Consider the following 20,525-nt stretch of genomic DNA (forward strand, 5'->3'; position numbering starts at 1 on the left):
GCCGAAACGCTTGGTTTCGGCCCGCTTCGGGAGGAGGTTACTTGATGTAACCCGCTTTGGTCATTTCGCGGACGGCGAACTTCTGGCTGTTGGCCAGCGCCTCTTCAACCGTCGCCTGGCCGGTCAGGGCCGCGGCAATCTGCTGACCGACATAGTTGCCGATGCCCTGGAACTCGGGGATCGCCACGAACTGGACGCCGGTATAGGGAACCGGATCCCTGGTCGGGTTCGCCGGGTCAACCGAGAAGATCGCATTCTTGATTGTCTCGGCAAAGGGCGCAGCTTCCAGAAGACGCGGATCTTCGTGGACCGATGCGCGGGTACCGCTCGGCACGGCGACCCAACCTTCGGTTTCGCCGACCATTTCGTAGTACTCTTTCGAAGTGCCCCATTTCAGGAAGTCCTTCGCGACGTCGGCTTTCTGAGAGCTTGCCGGGATGGCAAGAGCCCAGGACCAGAACCAGCCGGTACCGTTCGACGTCACCTGCTTCGGTGCCTGGAAGAAGTCCGTCACGTCGGCAACGGTGGAGGTTTTCGGGTTGCGAACGTCATTGGCGGCCGAAGTGGCGTCGACCCAGGTTGCGCATTTGCCGTCCTTGAACAGGGCGCGGTTCTCGTTGTGACCATTGGCGGACGCACCCGGAGGACCGTAATTGTTCATCAGGTCGACATAGTAGGTGATCGCATTGTTCCACTCTTCGCTGTCGAGCTGCGGCTGCCAGTCCATGTCGAACCACTTGGCGCCGAAGGCGTTGGCGAGCGGGCCGATGAACGCCATGTTCTCACCCCAGCCGGCCTTGCCGCGCTGGCAGGTGCCGTAGACGCCATTTTCGGGGTCGTGGACCTTGGCGACGAGCTCGGCAAACGCGTCATAGGTGATCTGCTCGGTCGGGGCCTCGACACCAGCCTTTTCGAACACGTCGGTGCGATAGAAAGTGAAGGACGTCTCGGAGTAGAGCGGAACCGCATAGAGGTGACCGTCGGCCGACAAACCGTTGCGCACGAGCTGGAAGATGTCTTCCAGGTCGTAATCGGCGTCATCGGCGAAATCGTCCAGCGGGGTAAGCCAGCCCTTGGCGCCCCAGATCGGCGTCTCATAGGCGCCGATGAACATGATATCGAAGGAGCCGCCACCGGTGGCGATATCCGTCGTCGTGCGCTGGCGCAGGACGTTCTCCTCCAGAACGACCCAGTTAATGGTGTTGCCCGTGGCTTCTTCCCACTTCGGAGCCAACTTCTGCATGACGATCATGTCAGCGTTGTTCACGGTCGCGATCGTAATCTCTTCTGCAATCGCCGAAGTTGCCACCGCCGATACCAGCGCCGAGCCGGCAAGCATTGCGGTTCTCAGTTTCATCGAAAGTCCTCCCTTTCGCGTTGAACACACCGCGGGAGGCTAAAGACGACTCGCCTCACCTGTCAAATGAAATTTTTACTCCCGTAAAATTTAAACCCACTTCGGCGTCACACCCTCTTAGGCAGAAGAGCGAAGAACGAGCTTGCATTCGATCAAGACCTCCAACCGCTCTTCCTCCGTCCGGCCATTCTCGATCAGGTCAAAGAGCTTCTCGACGCTCCTGTCCACGATGGCCGAGTAATCCTGCGCGACCGTCGTCAGCGGCGGGCAGGTGAAGCGCGCCCAGGGATGGTCATCATGCCCGGCAACCCGCAGCGCGCAACCCGCGCCATGCCCCACCCGGAGACCCTGCTGATAGGCGGCCGCGATGAATCCGATCGCGAGCCGATCATTGCTGCACAAAACAGTCTCGGAAGGCAGCTCTTTTTTCGAGATAAGGCGCGTCCCTTCGTCCATCCCGATGCGCTCGAAGTCCCAACCGTTCCCGTCAACGCGAATAACCTTCGGATCATGCCCAAGACGCTCCATCGCCAGAATGTAGGCATCACGGCGCTTGTTTGCGTTCGGGTTCACCGGCGGCATCTCGAGGAAACAGGGGGGCTCGCCGGAGCGGCACAGGTAATCGACAATCAAGGGGATGCTCTGGAAACTGTCCGAGCCCACAAAGGCCTCTCCGACCTTTATATTGCTGTCGAAAACAACCGTCGGCACCTCTTCGGTGAAGCGGCGCACGCTTTCGAAATCCGAATGCCGACCCAACGGAGCGATCAACGCACCGGCGGGACGTTGGGATTGCAGCGCGGCGAGCGCGTCATTCTCAAGCCGTTGCTCGCCATGCGCACTGAAGATCATCGGCGAGAAGCCAGCGTCCATGCATCTGCGCTCCATCAGGCGCACGATCTCCGCGAAGAACGGGTCGGCCAGGTAGGGCACCACGATCCCGATCGTCTTCGTGAGCTTCCGGTTCTGGTTGATCGCAAAGATGTTTGGCCGGTAGCTATATGCCTCCAGGGCAACCTCGATGCGGTCGCGAGTCGACCTCCGAACACTTTCAGGATCGTTGAAATACTTGGAAATTGTCGGACGGGAAATGCCGCTGACCTCGGCAAACTCCTCCATTGTTTTGATCTTCCGCTTCATCACACCCGCGCCTTTCCCTGAAGGGCCGAGATACCCTCGGCACCCGCAGCGCTCAAGTTCTTAGTATTATGGAAACAGAAAAATTGACACGCGTAAAGTATTTCCGTATGTCGAAATTACAGCTCGAACAACCAAGCGAGGGTATTATGCCGTCTGGCCCCACGATCATTTCGGCCGGCGAGCTTCTCGTCGAATTCGTTTCGCACCGGAAGGGTTGCGGACTTGAGGCCGTGTCGGAGTATTCCGGCCCCTACCCGAGCGGTGCACCGGCGATCTTCATCGACCAGGCCGCGCGCATGGGCGCCGCGACCGGGTTCTATGGAACGGTTGGTGATGACGGGTTCGGCCGGTCTCTGGTTGCGCGCCTGAGGGAGGACGGCGTCGATACCTCCGGCATTTCCACCGATCCCGACCGGACGACCGGCACCGCCTTTGTCTCCTACTACGAGGACGGATCCAGGACGTTCATCTTCCACCTCAAAGACACAGCGGCGGAGGCGATCTCCTTCTCGGCGGAAGACTTGCCGGATGGGGAATTGATACTTCACGTCTCCGCAGCCTCTCTTGGCACGCCAAAGCTGCGGAACGTCATCGTCCAGGCGGTCGAGGCCGTTCTTGCACGCGGCGGCCGGATCTCCTGCGACCCCAATGCGCGGCCGGAGCTGATGCGAGATGACGCCGCACGGCAGGCGCTGCAGGACATCGTCGAGCAGAGCTGGTGCCTGATGCCGAGCACGAGCGATCTGGGCTACCTCTTTCCTGGGCTGGACGAGGCTGCGGCGGTCGAGAAGATGCTTTCGGCCAAGGCGGAGATCATTGCCCTGAAACGCGGCGCCGAGGGGGCGACCCTGATCTCGCAGGGGCAGCGTTTCGATATCTCCCCGCACAAGGTTGAAGAACTTGACCCGACCGGCGCAGGCGATGGGTTCTGCGGCACCTTTGTCGGACTTCTGGCGCAGGGCGTTTCGTTGGAGGAGGCCGGGCGGCGCGCCAATGCTGCCGGGGCCATCGCTGTGACGCGGCGCGGCCCGATGGAGGGCAATTCAAGCCCGGAGGAAATCGACGCGTTCCTTGCTGCTGAAAATACCCGCGCCTGAGAGGAGCTAAGATGCTTGATATTCACTCCATGATTGAAGCGAACCGCAGCGGAAAACCCGTCGGGCTGCCCTGTTTCTGCACCGCGAACGAGCATGTCATCGGGTCGATCCTCGGCTTTGCCGCGCGCAGCGGGTTCCCGACCGTGATCGAGGCCACCTGCAACCAGGTGAACCAGGATGGCGGATATACGGGCATGCAACCCGCCGATTTCATGCGGTGGATTGAGCGGATGGCCGGGGAGGCCGGTGTTCCCATGGAGCAGCTGGTGCTCGGCGGGGACCATCTCGGGCCAAATGCCTGGCGCAGGGAGCCGGTCGAGACCGCCATGGAGAAGGCCCGGGAGCTGGTGAAGCTCTATGTCGAGGCCGGATTCACGAAGATCCATCTCGATGCCAGCATGGCATGCGGGGGCGAGCCCAATCCGAGCTTTACCCAGATCGCCGAGCGCGCGGCAGATCTCTGCGCGGTCGCTGAGAAATACGCTCCGGATCCGGAGGCGCTGATCTATATCATCGGGACGGAGGTGCCGATCCCCGGCGGCGAGACCGAGGAGCCCGACGCGCTGGACGTGACCTCGGTGCCGCGTTTCCAGGATACGATCGACACGCACCGCGCGGCCTTCGAGGCGCGCGGGCTGGCACGGGCCTGGTCCCGGATCGTTTCGGTGGTGACCCAGCCCGGCGTCGATTTCTCGCATACCTCGATCTTCCGCTTCGTCCCGGAAGCAGCGGCCCCGCTCTGCAGGGCCATCGAGGACGCGCCGGGCCTTACCTTCGAGGCGCATTCGACGGATTACCAACCGACCGAAGCGCTCCGGGAACTGGTCGAGAACCACTTCTTCTTCCTGAAGGTCGGGCCGGAACTGACCTTCCGTTTCCGCGAGGCGGTCTACGCGCTGGCCGAGGTAGAGACGCTCCTGTCACCCGCAAAGCCCAGCCGGCTGGCCGAAACGGTCGCCGCCGTCATGGCCGCCAAGCCCGGGGATTGGCAGGATTACTATGCAGGCGACGACGCCCGGATCGAGTTGCTCAAGCGCTTCAGCTACAGCGACAGGATCCGCTATTACTGGAACGACGCAGAGGTCGCGGCCGCGCTCACGCAGATGATGGCCAATCTCTCGGAGCAACCTCTTGCCGAGACCCTCCTGTCGCAGTTCTTCTTCGGCCGCGACTTCGGAGCCCCGCCGGCAAGCGCGCAGACGCTCATCGCCGAGCACATCGAGCGGGCCGTGAAGCGGTATTTTACAGCCTGCGGATTCGAGGAATAGCCAACGGTGCGCAAAGGTCGCTTTGACAGCCGCCGCCAATCGGAATGGATTGACGCCGTAACGGAGATCCCGCCCGCGAGTCGCGGCGAAGAGGGGCGACCATGACATCCATCTATGACAGCGCATTGGCCGAACTAGGTACAACACTCGACCGGCTCGACGACAGCGCCGTGGAGGATGCGGTCTCCGTGATCGCCTCCGCCCGGCGGATCGCACTCTACGGCGTCGGCCGGGAAGGGCTGCAGATCAAGGGATTGGCGATGCGTCTGTTCCATCTTGGCCTGCAGGTCTCTGTGGTCGGAGACATGACGACGCCACCGCTCGGAGAGGGCGACCTGCTGATCGTTTCCGCCGGCCCGGGCTATCTCTCGACGGTCCAGAGCCTCCTGGAGACCGCATCGGCAGCGGGTGCGCGCACGCTATGCGTCACCGCCCAGCCCGATGGCCGCTGCCCGCAATCCGCCGATCATGTCCTGACCATTCCGGCCCAGACCATGGCCGACGATTCCGGCCCGGGCCTTTCGATCCTCCCCATGGGATCGCTCTTCGAAGGGGCGCAATTCGTGCTTTTCGAAATCATGGTGCTGAAGCTCCGCGACAGGCTCGGGATCGACCCCGAGAAGATGCGTCGCAACCACACGAACCTGGAATGACAACTCGGCGCAAAGGGACGTCCGACCATGCGGACGACCTGTTGGGCCAGCGCTAGGGAGGGATCTGGAAGCAATGAAAAGACTCGAAGGAAAGGTCGCCCTGGTGACGGGCGGAGCGCGTGGCATTGGACGGGCAATCTGTGAGGCCTACGTAGCCGCCGGGGCAAAGGTCGCCGTGGCGGACCGGTTGGCGGAGGAGGCCGGGGAAACCGCCGCCGCCCTCGGCGAAAACGCGATGGCGCTGGCGATGGATGTGACCGATCTTGACGCGATTGCTGCGGGTGTGGCCGAGGTCGAGGCGAAATGGGGCAAGATCGACATATTGGTAAACAATGCCGGTATCTTCACCATGGCGTCGATCGAGGAGATCACGCTCGAGGAATATCGCCGCCAATACGACATCAACGTCGCCGGCACGCTGTTCACGATCAAGGCCGTGGTGCCCGGGATGAAGCGGCGCGGCTCTGGCGCGATCATCAATTTTTCATCGCAAGCCGGCCGCCGCGGAGAGCCGAACATCGCGCTCTATTGCTCCACGAAGGCGGCGATCATCTCGATCACTCAATCGCTGGCGCTTGAACTGGCCCCGAACGGCATTCGCGTGAACGCCATCGCGCCGGGAGTGATCGAAACGCCGATGTGGGATGTCGTGGACGGCCTGTTTGCGCGCTATGAAAACAAGCCTGTAGGGCAGAAGAAACGGGAAGTCGGAGAGGCCGTGCCGCTGGGCTACATGGGCAGCCCCGAGGAAGTTGCCGCGCCTTGTGTCTTCCTCGCCTCCGACGAGGCGCGGTATATCACGGCGCAGACGCTCAATGTCGATGGCGGGAACTGGATGAGCTGATGGCCGGCAGACCGATCCTCGCCGTTGGCGGTGAAAACCTGATCGACCATGTGACCCGCGATGGCGAGGTCTCGGCCTGCCCCGGCGGCTCGCCGTTCAACGTCGCCATGGCACTGGGCCGGCAGGAAACGGATGTGCACTACATCTCCCCGATTTCCACGGATCGCTGGGGGGACTTGCTCACCGAAACGCTGCGCGCATCGGGCGTGGTCCTGACGGGCGGGCGCAACCCCGCCCCCACGACCATGGCGCGGGTGACGGTTTCCAACGGCGTGCCCAGCTACCGTTTCGAGCGGGAGCGGACAGCAGAGCGGATGATCACTTGCGAAAGCCTCCGCGCCGCCTTGCCGGACGGCGCGGCGTCGGTCCATACCGGCTCGCTGACACTTACCGATGGCGCAGATGCCGCTTCCTGGGAGGCGTTCTGCGCCGATTGCTTCGACGAAGGGCGGCTGATTTCGCTCGATCCCAATGTTCGCCTATCGGTCATTGCGGATGTGTCCGGATACCGGGACCGCATCCTGCGCATATGCCAACGGGTTCACCTGCTCAAACTGAGCGACGAGGATCTCGAAGGGCTTTTCCCGGGCCAGACGCAGCCCCAGGCGCTGGAGGCGCTGCGGGCGCTTTCTTCGGCCCGTTTGCTCATCCTGACTCGCGGCAGCGAGGGGGTCGTCGCTCAGATGGGCAGCGAGACGATCGAGCTTCCCGCCGCCGATGTGCCTGCGCTTGTCGACACGGTCGGGGCCGGCGACACATTCACGGCGACAATCCTGGCCGCACTGGCAGACCGAAACGCGCTCTCCACCGCCGCTCTCGCGTCCCTCACGCGAGACGACCTCATTTTGCTGCTCCGTCGCGCCAGTCTGGCCGCGGCGCTCAATTGCGGACGCGCGGGATGCAACCCGCCCAGCCGCACAGAGATAGACGCAGCTTCAACTTGAAAGGCCAAGGACAAGATGGACCTCTATATCGACACCGCGGAAACAGCCGCCTGGTCGGAACTCATGCCCACGCGGCTCTTTAAGGGGATCACGACGAACCCGCTTCTGGCGCACCGGGCCGGACTCTCCTATCCGGAGATCGACTGGGCTGGCATGGCGGGGCTTGCCGCGGATCTCGGTGCCAAGGAACTTCACTGCCAGGTCTACGGTCCGACCGAGACCTACATCGACTTTGCCGGTGCCCGATACGAGGACGGGAAAAAGGCGGGCATACAGGTTGTGATCAAGGTCCCCCTGGTCGAACCGGCCATTCGCGTCGTGCCAAAGATGAAATCCGTCCTCGGCGGGCCTATCCTGATGACGGCCTGCTACGATGCAAAGCAGATGTTCGTGGCGACGGCTCTGGAGGCGGAGTATATCGCGCCCTATTTCGGAAGGATGCTCGAAGGAGGGCTCCCGGCCTATGAGGCGATGGAACAGATGCTTGCAATTGGCGATCTCGCGAGCGGAAAAACCAGAATTCTTGTGGCCTCCCTGCGCAATACCGATCAGATGGTGTCGCTTGCCCGCATCGGGCTGGATTGCTTCACGATTGCTCCGAAGATAGCCCGCGACTTGCTGACAGACGCCAATTCGGTTGCAGCGGTTGTCGATTTTGAAAACGCCGCACTGAACGCGTAGCCACCCTTGGTGGGCCGGCGACGACATCAGCGAGCTTTCATCGCCTGTCGATTGCAGCCTTCCTGACCTGCGGGTCGGTTCTTGCAGCCTTAGGCACCCCAGCCAAGGTCCACCACGGTGGGCCGCGGTATGGCAGTACACGTCCGCTCAGGGCCGTTATCGACGGTCGCTGTTCGCAATCGCTTGACTTCCCCACGATACTTGTTCCACGCCGATGAACGCTGCGAGGCGCGCCAGTTCGGCGGCGAGCTTGACGCGTCTTTTTGACGGCCAACGGACACCGTCCTCGGGCCAGAAGTTGAGCACATTGAGGGATGAGTCCCGGCGGTTTCCCTTCAGTTCGATACGCCCGACAAACCGGTGACCTTCAAGGATCGGAAACACGTAATATCCCCAGTTGCGTTGTGCGGCCGGGACGAACATCTCGTTTCGGTACTCGAAGCCGAAAAGTCGGTTCAGGCGGTCGCGATCACGTATTAACGGGTCGAACGGGTTCAGAATGCGGAGCCTTGAAGTGACCGCAGCCAGCGCGGCAATGCGTTGCTCGATGTCAGAAGGTCCAAGAGCCTTGATCCACTGGCCGTCTGCTGTCTCGATCTCGACCGGATGGAGGCTTTCGGTCCGGTCGATCCAATCCAGCACCTCGGTACGACTTGCGGCATCCCAAAACCGCTGGATCTCGCCCGGACTGGCGAAACCCAAGCGATCCAGCGCCTCTGAACAGAGCCAGTCGATCTGCGCCCGGTCACTTACGCAAGCTTCGCGAAGATGCGCTGGAAACACCCGTTCGGCCAGATCGTAGACCTTGGTGAAGTTCATCCGGTGGCAGGTCGCCAATTCCCCGCTGTACCACATGTAATCGAGCGCCAGCTTGTGCGGTGGACGTGCCCACATCTGGCCGGAATTGGCCGCCCTGGTTTCGAATGCCTTGGTCGAGAGGGCTCCTTCGGCAGCAATTCTCGCCTTGATGGCCGCACGCGCCTCGATATCAGGCAGGCCCTTGAACCAGCCCGCCTTGTCGAGCTGCTCCCGCTTGCGGCGGAACTGCCGCTGCCACATCGGCAGGAACTCCATCGGCAGGACCGAGGCATCATGGGTGAAATGCTCGAAAATGCTCCGGTCCCGGGCAAGAAGCTTGTCCAGCATCGGCTCGCGGTAGTTCTGGTTGCGGCTCCAGAGGATGTGGTGATGGGCGCGGGAGACGACCTGAATGGTGTCGAGTTGTACGAACCCGAGCTTGCGAATGATCGCCAAGGCATTGAGAGGACCGGTCGGCGCCCGAGCCAAGCCCTGCGAGGTCAACCAAAGGGTCCGTGCCGTCCGGTTGCCGATACGAAGGGGAGGTGTTGTCTCGCGTGCCAACAATTTACCGTCAGGTTGCAGGGCTGTGCCGTGTGCCCAGGAAGAAAAGCCTCAAACCACCCTCCGGGTCAACCGGTGCTGCCCACATCTTCGGGCCGCCTCCGCACGTTCCAGCACCATAAGGATGATTTGGTAGACGATGACCCGCTCGCCTTAGCAAGCGACCTTTCGGCCCGTGTAGCCCGCAGCGGTCTGGAAGGCTGCGATACCGATGAGTGTCTCATCTCGGGACGTCATGCAGCAGCGAGGTTAGCTGGCGCGAATGGCCGAACCGGGCTGACAGCGTCGCCTCCGCACCCAGTGCGTTTGCAAACTGTAGCGAGTGACTACGCCGCAGCCTCACTCATCTTCTCTTCCGGCTCCACTTGAAAACGAGCCACACTTTCTGCAAGGCGCTGTGCTTCATTGGACATCATGAACGTGGCCGAAACAGACGCTTCCGACATAGCGGCGTTCTGTTGGATCGCTTGATCAAGTTGATTAACGGCGTTGCTTATCTCTTCGATACCCGTCGATTGCTCCCGCGAAGACGAAGCGATGTCTGCAACATGAGAAGAGATCCTGGAAACGGATTGGACAATTGTTTTCAGCGCGTCTCCGACGTCGTCGACCAGTTTCACCCCCTGCTCTACTTGGGAATCGCTTTCCGAAATCAGGCCGTTGATTTCGCTCGCAGCTTCGGACGCACGCTGAGCGAGGGCGCGGACCTCAGATGCGACGACTGCAAATCCCCTTCCAGCATCTCCTGCGCGAGCAGCTTCGACGCCGGCATTCAACGCCAGCAGGTTGGTTTGGAATGCAATATCCTCGATCAAATCAATAATCTTCGCGATTTTCTTGGACGACCGGTCGATTGCGCTCATCGCAGCGACAGCATCCGTCACGACAAGAGAACTCTTTTCGGCCTGGTCCCGAGCGGACGTCACGATACTGTCGGTCTCATTGGCCCTTTCCGCGGATTGCTTGACTGAGGAGGCCACCTCCGTGATTGCCGCCGCACTTTCTTCCAGCGAACTCGCAGACCGCTCCGTTCTGCCGGAAAGGCTCTCGGCAGCTTCGTTCATCGATGCTGCATTCTGGTTGATCGTTGCCGCGCTCAAAGAAATCGATCGGATTGTATCGGCAAGTGTATCGATTGCGAGATTGTAATCGAGCCGCAACTGTTCATAGCCATCAACAAACCGCGTTTCGATACGTGCATTGAGTTTGCCGGCCGCAAGATCACGCAGGGCCCTGGCGAGCGAGTCGACAACCGTTGCCTGCTCCTCCTGCCTGGCTCGGCGCTCCATCTCCGCGGCATGTTCTATCTCTGCAAGTCGTTTGTCCTCGGCCTCCTTTGCTTGGCGTTCCCGTTGTTCTGCTTCGCGTTGAGCCGCATGTTCCCGCTCAAGACGTTCAAGGCGTTCGGCTTCTGCACGCTCCCGGTGCCGTTCCTGATCCCGCTGAAGCTCTTCGCGTTCCAGCCGACTCTCCCGAAATTCTTCGGTCGCCCGCGCAATGGCACCAATCTCGTCCGCCCTGTCCTTGAATGGAACCGAGATCTCGTAATTGCGGCCCGCCAGTTCTCCGATCACCTCAGAGAGATGAGCCAATGGGCGACCGATCCGACGAGTCGCGGCAAAGGAAGCCAGGGCCGAGACGGCAATACCGCACGCCAAAACCAAGGACACGATGGCAATTGTCGTCGCGCCGGTAGATTTTGCATGATCGACGGATTTGGCCATGGCAGCCATTGCATTGGCTTGCTCGGAACGAGACATTTCAATCACCGTGGAAAGCCGTTCGAGGAGCGCTCCAAGAGCCGCGTTTTTTGCATCCTCGGCTGCCTTGAAGCGAGTCGTTGCTTCATCGTGCAAGGCTTCCAAGGCACGGTTCACCTTCGGTACACGACGAGACTGCATTCGGACGAACTGAGCCGCGGCTTTCTCCGGCTTCGTAATAACCTTGTCCGCGACATAGGTGACCATGCTGTCTTCGGCCGCGAGATAGCTGCCAATGAGAGCGCCCAAGTCCTCGTCCGGAGCCGTGTATTCGGCCGACCACTGCGCGAACTCGGTTTCCCCAGGATCCGTCAATAAACCGTCGAAAACTCCAAAGCGTGTTGCTTCGTCGACCGACTTCAAAAACCGCGCGTTGACGACGGCAATGTGTTCAAGAAAGCTCGGCAGGCTATATTCGGTCCCATCAAACATGAAGACATATTTCGAGGTTCGCTCATGAACCTCGAGCGTGGTCCGCGTGTCGTCCTTCAGGCGGGCAAGCTCGGCAATCAGCGCCTCGTTGCCTGACGCGGACGCAATTTCTCCGAGTTCGTCCATGAGGTCTGCAATTTGGTCTTCCATTGTCGGGTCATTCCGTGCGCGACCGAAATAGGAGACCGCCGTGACTTCTATCTTCGCCGATGTTTCAGCAAGAAGTGCTGCTCTCTCTGCCTGAGGAAGCGCTTGTTCCGCCGCGATATTGACCGTTTGCGTAATGGAGCGCGCGCCGTAGACACCAACACCGCCAACTACGGCAGCAATAGCCAGCACGATCCCGAACACCAGGACCAGTTGCTGAGAAATACTCATGGATTTCAGCATGTTCCACGCTCCATTTTCACTCAGGTTTGTTCAGTCGATATGCGCGAGGTGCTCGACGACCTCGGCCAACTCGTCCTTGACCTGCAGCAGGAACACCTTGTCTCCGGTCTCCTTGTAGCTCCGAAGCGCGATGACGGCGGTTGCTGGATGCACCACGGCATCCACATGACCGACAACAGGGCTGAAGTGGTCATAGTCCTCAATGTCGGTACCAATCTCTTGGAACGCTTCACCATCATGCCAAGCGACTTCGATACCATCGAGATCCATCGCCATCATTTTCTCAGCGTTGTCCGCGACGTAGTTCAGGATCTTTGCGTCTTCGGGCGCTTCCGAGGCATGCTCCAGCGCACCGGCAACACCGATCTGCACCAGTTCGACCTGCAAGGCGATGAGCGCATCTGCATCGACATCGCCTGCTTCAAGCTGGGACACCGTGTCGGCAACAATGGTCCGAAATCTATCCGTTTCCATTGCGACGGCACTGGAGCACGCGGCCGTAGCAAGCAGAGCGGCGAGGATCTTCTTATAGGTCATTGATATCTCCGGGATGATTCGACGCGTGAGCATTGCCGATCCGGCACTAACAAGCCTTTAAGATGCATCCATTATACAAGAAAACGATCCGCAGAGTCCCTGTCCATCGGTCATCAAATGGCATGGGTGACGAAAAACGAACCGCAACCGCGTGACGCCCAGCATCTTGCTTGGTGCCAAGGGGCGGGCCGACAATGCGGTGGACGGAGCCATCATGACCCGCCCATCTTGGAAGTTGCTTTTTCAATGCACCTTTAGGCATTCAACCAGAACCACCCAATGAGGTCATCCCAGTCGCGCAAAAGGCGATTTGGCGTGGATCTCCACTCTACGGGCTGAGGTGCCTCTTCGAACCATGCGGAAACAGGCTTAAGGGCGCGCGACGCGCGGCAACCCGTTACGACAAGACAGCTAATAGAACCGTCACATCATTTCGAAACCCCATCTCGCACTGCTGCATGGACAACGCCTGAAGGCTTAGGCAAAACAGTTGCCTTGAACACAACGGAGAGTGCGTCGCGATGGCGATAGAAGTAGCTGGGAGTATTGGAACAATTCCTGCAGTCGCGCTCGTCGGGGCATTGGGGGTCGGCTCGCAATGGCTTGCATGGCGCCTGCAGTTACCAGCTATCGTTCTAATGCTGGCAGCTGGTGTCGTTGTCGGCCCACTGACCGGGATTCTGGTACCTTCTGTCGAGTTTGGCGCGCTGCTTCAGCCGCTAATCGCTTTGGCCGTTTCAATCATCCTCTTTGAAGGCGGTCTCACACTCGATTTCAAAAAGCTCGCGGGTGCAGGAACGGGCGTGATCCGGCTCATCGTGATTGGAGCGCCTCTCGGGTGGTTGCTCTCTTCGCTTACCCTGCGATACGGCGCCGGCCTGACTTGGGACGCAGCCGTCGTTTTCGGTGGCATCATGATTGTTACAGGACCGACCGTGATCGCGCCGCTCTTGCGCCAGGCACGCCTACAGCGTCGGCCGGCCGCTTTGCTGCAATGGGAAGCGATTGTCAACGATCCGATTGGAGCCTTGGCGGCGGTCGTCGCCTTCCAAGTCGTGCTGACCTTGCGGGGCGGGGCCGAAGTCGGAATGGGTGCAATGGTTTTCGGAATCGTTTTTTCCGCGACCCTTGGCTATGCGATCGCAAAAAGCGTCGTCTACCTGTTTCGCAATGCGTTGGTTCCCGAATACATGAAGGTGCCGGTCTTATTTGCCGCTGTTCTCGTGGCTTTTTCAGTCTCGGACTTGTTGCTTCATGAAAGCGGCCTGCTCGCGGTGACCGTGATGGGGCTTGTCATCGCCAATGCCAACCTGCCGTCCTACGAAGAGTTAAGACGCTTCAAGGAACACGCCACGGTCCTTCTTGTTTCCGGCCTTTTCATATTGCTTGCCGCCTCGCTTGATTTCTCGGCACTGGGACAGCTCACATGGAGGGCATCACTTTTTGTGCTTGGGGTGGTGCTGCTCGCGCGTCCCTTGACGGTTCTCATCTCTCTGCTGGGCACAGACTTGCCTTGGAGAGAGCGCATATTGGTGGCCTTCACCGGACCCAGAGGCATTGTGCTCGTTGCAGTCGCCGGGTTGTTTGGCGAACGGTTGGCCGCTGCAGGCGTTGCCGATGGCGCTCTCGTGGGACCGCTTGCTTTTGCCTTGGTCACGGTGACGGTTGTCTTGCATGGTTTCACACTTGGCCCCATGGCGCGGTTTCTGGGCTTGTCAGGCGGCGAGTCGCCAGGCGTCATTCTCGTTGGAGGATCTCGTTTCACAACCGAGTTCGCCCAAGCTCTAGTGAAAGCCGGATTGCCAGCTTTGATCACGGATCCTAACAGGGCCAATCTGCAACGCGCACGGGATGCTGGCATTCCGACATTCTACGGCGACATTCTGGGAGAGGCCGCAGAACATTCGGTCGAGTTTATTGAGTACCGGACCGTCCTGGCGGCAACAAATAACGACGCCTACAACACGCTGGTCGTGGCTGATCTCGGGCCAGAATTCGGTCGCGCTCGCGTGTGGCGCCTGGCGAGATCGAAGGAAAACCGCGCACGCCATGCATTGCCACCAGGTTTGGCAGGGCGCTCCATCGGGGAAGGCAGAACCCAAGAATATCTGGACGACTTGGTCAAGCAAGGTTGGAGCATGCGCGTTACGCGAATTACCGAAGAGTTCACGTTGACAATTGGCGCGAGCGTTGGCCGGATGCACAGCTGATCGGTGTTCTGAAGCCAGATGGGGACCTGACCCTTCTTTCCGAAGTTCCAGAAACCGGTATTCCCGAAAACACACGCATTGTTTCTTTGGCACCGCCCGTCGAGTGATGCGTAAGCTGTCTTCGCACTTCTATTTTTGAACAACACTGCTACGCCCGTGCAGTCACACTCAACGGCCACAATGGCGAACGGCAATTCAGCATCTCAGTGACCCGGCGAACGTCCGGTTTGGACCCACCCCAGAAACAGCATGTGCGTTGACACAACAAAGGGCCCCTCAGGGCCCTTGTTTAATTGGTCGGAGTGAGAGGATTCGAACCTCCGACCCCTGCCTCCCGAAGACAGTGCTCTACCAGGCTGAGCTACACTCCGACCGTGACGCAGGCGATTACAGAACCTGCCCGGGAATGGCAAGGGTTGTCGGTCATCCTTTTGGTCCGTTCCCATTTTTTTTGGTCATATCGGCCTTGCGCCGCAGGAAAGATCCTGCCCGCAGAAAGGTTCCTGTCTCGTGGCGTGTCCGCGTCCGCAGAACCGGGCGGTTGGACGTGCTGTGTTTGCGGCCCTCCCGCATGAGGATATATATGCCGCTGCCGATGATCACGCCGGCCCCGATCACCGTCGCCATGTCGGGGCTCTCGCCAAACAGAATCATGCCATAGAAGGTTGCCCAAATGATCTGGGAATATTGCATGGGCGCGACGATGACTGCCTCGCCGGCCTTGTAGGCGGCGATCACCCCGAGAGTGGCGCCGAAGGCGAGCACGGCAATCACCGCCTGCGCGGCGAGGTCGATACCGGACAAGGGAACATAGACGAAGGGCAGGATCGCCCCCATCACGATCACGTTGGCCACCATCGGATAGAGCAGCAACACGACACTGCGCTCCTCGTGGCCGACCTTGCGCACGATGACCGAGGCCAGCGCGCCGCTGAAGGCGGCAACGAGGGCCGAGGCGTGCCCGAGTGTAAGCTCGGCCGTTCCCGGCCGCAGAACGATGAACACCCCAGCCAGCCCCGCGAGAACCGCGCCGGCGCGATGCAGGCCGACCTTCTCTCCCAGAAGCGGGATGGAGAGCAGCGTGATCACGAGCGGCATGGCAAAGATGATCGCGTAGAACTGCGCCAGCGGCACCGTGGTAATGGCATAGAACCCGCAGGCCCCGGTGGTCATCACCGCCACGGTGCGAATGGCGGTCCACCACGGGTGGCGCGGACGCAGATTGCCCGGCGTATTGTCATGCATCAGCATCAGGGCGGCCAGCGGGAAACCCAGCAGGACACTGAAGAAAACGATCTGGAACGTCGAGTAGGTCCCGCCAAGATATTTGACGACGACATCGTGCGTTGAGAACAGCCCGAAGGCCAGAAGCGCAGTCAGCGCGCCTTTGGTATTGTTTTGCATGGGAGCGATCCCGACTCTGGTACTACCGGGGATAATGTCAGCGTTACTGCGGTTCCGGCGATGTGAAAAGGGGGCGCTTTCCTCTTTTGGGAAGGTTTTGCGCCTTTCGGCGTGTTCCCGCCACGAAAAAGGGCCCCTCCGATCCATCGGAGGGGCCCAATCCTGTTGCCCGCGCAGGGCGCGGATGTCCGGCTCAGAGCGAGGCGTCAAGCGCGGCGACGATCGCGTCGCCCATCTCGGAGGTCGAGACAGGGGTGCCGCCTTCCGGGCCCATCAGGTCCGCGGTGCGCAGCCCGTCGGCCAGCACCTTCTCCACCGCGGCTTCGAGCCGGTCGGCTTCGGCGCCCTGGTCGAAGGAATAGCGCAGCGCCATGGCGAAGCTGAGGATACAGGCGATCGGGTTGGCCTTGCCCTGGCCGGCGATATCCGGCGCGGAGCCGTGTACCGGTTCGTAGAGCGCTTTCGGGCGGCCATTCTCCATCGGTGCGCCGAGGCTCGCGGAGGGCAGCATGCCCAAGCTTCCGGTCAACATCGCGGCCACGTCCGAGAGCAAATCGCCAAAGAGGTTGTCCGTTACGATGACGTCGAACTGCTTGGGCCAGCGGCAGAGCTGCATCCCGCCGGCGTCGGCATACATGTGCGACAGCTCGACCTCGGGGTATTCCTTGTCATGCACCTCTTGCACGACCTCGCGCCAGAGCACGCCCGATTCCATCACGTTGGCCTTTTCCATCGAGCAGACCTTGTTGCCACGGCGCTTGGCCAGCTCGAAGGCGGAGCGGGCCACGCGGGCAATCTCGCTCTCTGTGTAGCGCTGCGTGTTCACGCCCTCGCGCTCGCCATTGGCGTTCACGGAAACACCGCGCGGCTCGCCGAAATAGACGCCGGAGGTCAGCTCGCGGACGATCATGATGTCGAGGCCGGCAACCACGTCGCGCTTGAGCGAGGAGAAATCGGCCAGCGCGTCGAAGCATTGCGCCGGGCGCAGGTTGGAAAAGAGATCCATCTCCTTGCGCAGGCGCAGCAAGCCGCGCTCGGGCTTCAGCGAGAAGTCGAGATCGTCATATTGCGGGCCACCCACGGCACCAAGCAGGACGGCGTCGGCCTCCTGCGCCTTGGCCATCGTCTCGTCGGTCAGCGGCACGCCATGCTTGTCATAGGCGATACCGCCGACAAGGTCTTCGCTGACGTCGAATTGCAGGTCGCGCTTGGCGCCGTACCAATCGATGATCTTGCGAACCTCGGTCATGACTTCGGGGCCGATGCCGTCGCCGGGCAGGATCAGGAGGGATGGGGTGCTCATGAGTCTTAAATCCTTGCAAGATGTGTCCGGGCGGGGTTACCCGCGCTGCCCCGAGGAATCAAGAACCACGCCGTGCTCAAGGGGGCGCAACATCGGTGCGACGGCGGAAAAACCGTCCCTCGGCGCGTTTCTCAAGGAATGCGGATGTCGACCCAGACCATCCGGTGGCGGGAGGCCTTCCGCGCCAGCTCCTGCGCCCGTTCGTCTTCGGGCCAGTGAACGCCGCTTTTCACAACCTCCAGATCGACCGATGGCAGCACGTAATCCACCCTGAGATTTCCCGTGCCCCCCTTGGCCGCGGGCGTCCATTCCGCCGTATCCAGGCCCGGATCGCCCGTATGGACGGGATCCGCGGCCGCCCGTGCACCGGGGCTTGCCGGTTGCGGGTCCTGCAGGCGCGGGTCGGCAAGCAGCGCCGCAATGGCTTCGCGACGCCCATCCCCATCGCTTGGATCGAGGTTCATGTTCCCGAGGATCACGAAACCCTCCTGCGGCACCGGCGCGCCGAGACCGCCATCCAGAAAGACCTGCCAGAGGCGTGTTTCATCGGCATTGCGCAGCCCGTTGCGGTCTTCCGGTCCGTCGAAGACCGGCGGCGTGGCCGACATCGCCAGCAAGGACAGCGCCGCGCGCCCGGGCCCGCGGACCGGCACCACCCAATGGCCGGTGCTCGACAGGCGCTGGATGGCAAGCGCCTCTTCGGAGGGGAACGGGACGCCGCCAGTTGCTGGCAGGCGCGCGCCGGGAAGATCCTTCCACAGGAGTGCCGAGAAATCCCGAACCTCCTCCTCGATGACGGGAAAACGGCTCAGAAGAGCCATGCCGCCATGACCGGAAAAGCGCCCATAGCCCTGCGCATCGCGCGGCTCACCCGTGCGGCCATTGCCGTCCATGTCGAGCTTCGTGGCCATGCCGCTGTTTGGGCGCAGGCTGAAAAGATGCGGATAGTCGGCGCCAGCCTCAGCGAGGTGCTCCGCCAGCGCGCGCAGCGCCACGTTGCCTGCGTCGTAATCGAAGCCCGTCAGCAGAAGGATATCCGGGGACAGCTCCGCAACGACCGAAATGAAGGCGGCGATCTGCTCATCCTCGCTCTTGAGGATATCGCGCAGCAGCAGCCCCGGCCCCTTGCGGGACAATTCCGGCGAATAGCTCGCAATACGTACGGTCTCGGCCATCGCCGCGCCAACGGTCAGGACGACAAGCAGGACGGCCGCGATCAGGTAACGAAGGCCTGCGGTTGCGCGGTGATCGGCTCGGAGGTCCGCTTGCGCATCTCCGTGATCATGTCGGCCACGCGCGACATGGCGATACCGCGCATGAAAAGGCTCAGCGGCAGGAAAGCCCATAGCGACACCATCCAGATCAAGGTCTGCGGTTCGGAGATCGCCGCCTGACCGAAGAGCGAAGTCGCGGCCTTGCCGATCGCCGGGATCAGGAATGGCAGAAGAAACCCTAAGGCAAGGTTAACGCGCGCATCCCGGTTGAGCCGGTCCACCACATCGCCACCGGCGGTCGGGTCGAACGTGGGCAAGTTGATCCAGACGTTGAAGGCGCCGGACCGAGAAGGCCAGTTCTTCAACTTCAGGATCAGGTAGAAAAAGGTGATCGCCATCAGCGAGATGAAATAGGCCATCCCGGCGGAAGTCCGCACCGCGACGAGCTGTTCGGCGGGGGTCGCTTCCGGCAGCGACAGCAGGACGAGCCGGACAGGGCTGTAGGGAAAATCGAGCGCCACGCCGACCAGTCCGCCAAGCGCCTCCATGAACATCGTCAGCCCGCTGGGGTCGGTCTGACCGCGCACCAGGACGGAGAGGAAGAACAGCGTCATGAACAGGGACAGGTAGCGGATACGGTTGAATGGCGGCGCGTCCCGGAACTCGACCAGGCTGGGATAAACGGAGGAATACTCGGAGAATGTCAGCAGGGCGCAGGCCAGCGCGATCAAAACCATGATCTGCGGCGCGTCGTCCCGCACCCCCGGCACAAGCAGAGATGGCAGCAGGATCACCACCGCCACAAGAATCGCCCGCACTGTCGCGCTCGTAAGCTTCGAGAACACTGCTCGATACCTCCATCCCGGACGGTCACGATACGATGCCGTGCCCTTGTTCCGGCGTGGATGCGTCCAATTGGACGCGATGCCCCAACTTTTCCGAAACATTTGCCGCTTTCGCCGCCGCCCCACAAGTCCAAGTCTAGGTTAACAAAGCCTTTAGGGCCGATTTGCGGGCGAAATGGTGCGCCTTTGCATCAAGTTTGTGGACAAATGAAGGCATCTCCCTGGCCGCAGCGGTTGTACGTCGCGCATGTTCGGCCCCTGGGAACGATCCTTTCGGATCGTGACCCCGGCGGGAATATTTGGCGTCAGAAGAAGTATCTGACTTCGTTTGACTTTCTGGGGCTTGATCGTGCCGTCGGAGGATGCGCTGCGAGATGCGCCGGATCGGCTCGATGCTTTGGACAAGAAAAGAGGGGCACCCTGGCCCCTCTCTCGCGTCGTGCAAAGATCTTGTTACGGTCTCAGACCCAGGGGCGCGACTGTGCGGCCTGCGCCTCGAACGTATCGATGGAAGCAACCTTTTCCAGCGTCAGCCCAATATCGTCGAGGCCGTTGAGCAGGCAATGCTTCTTGAACGCATCGACCTCGAAGGAAATCTCGCCACCGTCCGGTCCGGTGATGGTCTGGCTATCCAGATCGACCGTGATGACCGCGTTGGAGCCGCGCTCGGCGTCATCCATCAGCTTGTCGACATCTTCCTGCGGCAGCGCGATCGGCAGGATGCCGTTCTTGAAGCAGTTGTTGAAGAAAATATCGGCGAAGCTCGGCGCGATGACGCAGGAAATTCCGAAATCCTTGATTGCCCAGGGGGCGTGCTCGCGCGAGGAGCCGCAGCCGAAATTGTCGCCCGAGACAAGGATTTTCGCTTCGCGATAGGCCGGCTTGTTCAGAACGAAGTCTTCGACTTCGTTACCATCGGAATCGTAGCGCATCTCGTCGAAGAGGTTCACGCCAAGCCCGGAGCGCTTGATCGTCTTCAGGAACTGCTTGGGGATGATCATGTCGGTATCGACATTGATCAGCGGAAGGGGGGCGGCGATGCCCGTCAAAGTGGTGAACTTGTCCATTTCGTCGTCCTTTTGCC

At 61.0% G+C, this 20,525-nt stretch carries 17 protein-coding genes and 1 tRNA gene; 7 read left to right on the plus strand and 11 right to left on the minus strand.

The window, feature by feature from the left end:
* Positions 1 to 37 precede the first annotated feature (37 nt).
* Together AX756_RS00405 and AX756_RS00410 are read right to left on the minus strand one after the other, a co-directional pair.
* Positions 38 to 1,357 carry an ABC transporter substrate-binding protein gene (locus AX756_RS00405; protein WP_068307308.1) on the minus strand — a complete coding sequence of 440 codons (1,320 nt, stop codon included), beginning with the start codon at positions 1,355 to 1,357 and terminating at the stop codon, positions 38 to 40.
* Positions 1,358 to 1,474: 117 nt separating this feature from the next.
* Positions 1,475 to 2,500 (minus strand): LacI family DNA-binding transcriptional regulator, encoded by a 1,026-nt coding sequence (locus AX756_RS00410; protein WP_197431038.1) that lies wholly within the window; start codon positions 2,498 to 2,500, stop codon positions 1,475 to 1,477.
* A gap of 143 nt (positions 2,501 to 2,643) precedes the next feature.
* On the opposite strand from AX756_RS00410, the gene AX756_RS00415 reads away from it, so the two are divergent.
* The 6 genes from AX756_RS00415 to AX756_RS00440 all read left to right on the plus strand — a co-directional run bounded on the left by AX756_RS00415 (position 2,644) and on the right by AX756_RS00440 (position 7,984).
* Complete coding sequence (locus AX756_RS00415) at positions 2,644 to 3,594, plus strand: carbohydrate kinase family protein (RefSeq protein ID WP_068307312.1); 951 nt, start codon at positions 2,644 to 2,646, stop codon at positions 3,592 to 3,594.
* Positions 3,595 to 3,605: 11 nt separating this feature from the next.
* Positions 3,606 to 4,862 carry a class II D-tagatose-bisphosphate aldolase, non-catalytic subunit gene (locus AX756_RS00420; protein WP_068307315.1) on the plus strand — a complete coding sequence of 419 codons (1,257 nt, stop codon included), beginning with the start codon at positions 3,606 to 3,608 and terminating at the stop codon, positions 4,860 to 4,862.
* Between the two features lie 101 nt (positions 4,863 to 4,963).
* Positions 4,964 to 5,515, plus strand: coding sequence for an SIS domain-containing protein (locus AX756_RS00425; RefSeq protein ID WP_068307317.1), 552 nt, complete (start codon positions 4,964 to 4,966; stop codon positions 5,513 to 5,515).
* A gap of 73 nt (positions 5,516 to 5,588) precedes the next feature.
* Positions 5,589 to 6,359, plus strand: a complete 771-nt coding sequence (locus AX756_RS00430) for an L-iditol 2-dehydrogenase (RefSeq protein ID WP_068307319.1) — start codon at positions 5,589 to 5,591, stop codon at positions 6,357 to 6,359.
* Positions 6,359 to 7,303, plus strand: coding sequence for a PfkB family carbohydrate kinase (locus AX756_RS00435; RefSeq protein WP_068307321.1), 945 nt, complete (start codon positions 6,359 to 6,361; stop codon positions 7,301 to 7,303). The genes AX756_RS00430 and AX756_RS00435 overlap by 1 nt, the downstream gene beginning before the upstream one ends.
* A 15-nt stretch (positions 7,304 to 7,318) precedes the next feature.
* Complete coding sequence (locus AX756_RS00440; protein ID WP_068307323.1) at positions 7,319 to 7,984, plus strand: transaldolase family protein; 666 nt, start codon at positions 7,319 to 7,321, stop codon at positions 7,982 to 7,984.
* A gap of 156 nt (positions 7,985 to 8,140) precedes the next feature.
* Here the strand turns inward: AX756_RS00440 and AX756_RS00445 are convergent, their stop codons facing one another.
* From AX756_RS00445 to AX756_RS00455, 3 genes are all read right to left on the minus strand, one after another.
* Complete coding sequence (locus tag AX756_RS00445) at positions 8,141 to 9,286, minus strand: winged helix-turn-helix domain-containing protein (RefSeq protein ID WP_231700943.1); 1,146 nt, start codon at positions 9,284 to 9,286, stop codon at positions 8,141 to 8,143.
* Between the two features lie 386 nt (positions 9,287 to 9,672).
* Complete coding sequence (locus tag AX756_RS00450; protein WP_068307325.1) at positions 9,673 to 11,928, minus strand: methyl-accepting chemotaxis protein; 2,256 nt, start codon at positions 11,926 to 11,928, stop codon at positions 9,673 to 9,675.
* Positions 11,929 to 11,958: 30 nt separating this feature from the next.
* Positions 11,959 to 12,465 (minus strand): hypothetical protein, encoded by a 507-nt coding sequence (locus AX756_RS00455; RefSeq protein WP_068307327.1) that lies wholly within the window; start codon positions 12,463 to 12,465, stop codon positions 11,959 to 11,961.
* Positions 12,466 to 12,986: 521 nt separating this feature from the next.
* On the opposite strand from AX756_RS00455, the gene AX756_RS00460 reads away from it, so the two are divergent.
* Positions 12,987 to 14,675, plus strand: a complete 1,689-nt coding sequence (locus AX756_RS00460) for a cation:proton antiporter (RefSeq protein WP_068307329.1) — start codon at positions 12,987 to 12,989, stop codon at positions 14,673 to 14,675.
* A gap of 294 nt (positions 14,676 to 14,969) precedes the next feature.
* On the opposite strand, the gene AX756_RS00465 is transcribed toward AX756_RS00460, so the two are convergent.
* The 6 genes from AX756_RS00465 to leuD form a co-directional block, all read right to left on the minus strand.
* Positions 14,970 to 15,046: transfer RNA gene (locus AX756_RS00465), tRNA-Pro, on the minus strand.
* A 52-nt stretch (positions 15,047 to 15,098) separates the two neighbouring features.
* Positions 15,099 to 16,079 carry a DMT family transporter gene (locus AX756_RS00470; protein WP_068307331.1) on the minus strand — a complete coding sequence of 327 codons (981 nt, stop codon included), beginning with the start codon at positions 16,077 to 16,079 and terminating at the stop codon, positions 15,099 to 15,101.
* A gap of 193 nt (positions 16,080 to 16,272) precedes the next feature.
* Positions 16,273 to 17,382 (minus strand): 3-isopropylmalate dehydrogenase, encoded by a 1,110-nt coding sequence (gene leuB, locus AX756_RS00475; RefSeq protein ID WP_068307332.1) that lies wholly within the window; start codon positions 17,380 to 17,382, stop codon positions 16,273 to 16,275.
* Positions 17,383 to 17,513: 131 nt separating this feature from the next.
* On the minus strand, positions 17,514 to 18,557 hold the full coding sequence (locus AX756_RS00480; RefSeq protein WP_231700944.1) for an endonuclease/exonuclease/phosphatase family protein: 1,044 nt from the start codon (positions 18,555 to 18,557) through the stop codon (positions 17,514 to 17,516).
* Positions 18,558 to 18,598: 41 nt separating this feature from the next.
* The gene (locus AX756_RS00485) at positions 18,599 to 19,441 is read right to left on the minus strand and encodes a hypothetical protein (RefSeq protein ID WP_068307333.1); all 843 of its coding nucleotides are present in this window, start codon (positions 19,439 to 19,441) and stop codon (positions 18,599 to 18,601) included.
* Between the two features lie 461 nt (positions 19,442 to 19,902).
* Positions 19,903 to 20,508, minus strand: coding sequence for a 3-isopropylmalate dehydratase small subunit (gene leuD, locus AX756_RS00490; protein ID WP_068307334.1), 606 nt, complete (start codon positions 20,506 to 20,508; stop codon positions 19,903 to 19,905).
* Positions 20,509 to 20,525: the final 17 nt, after the last annotated feature.

The organism is Aliiruegeria sabulilitoris (assembly GCF_001558155.1).
In the GTDB taxonomy this organism is placed as follows: Bacteria; Pseudomonadota; Alphaproteobacteria; order Rhodobacterales; family Rhodobacteraceae; genus Tropicimonas; species Tropicimonas sabulilitoris.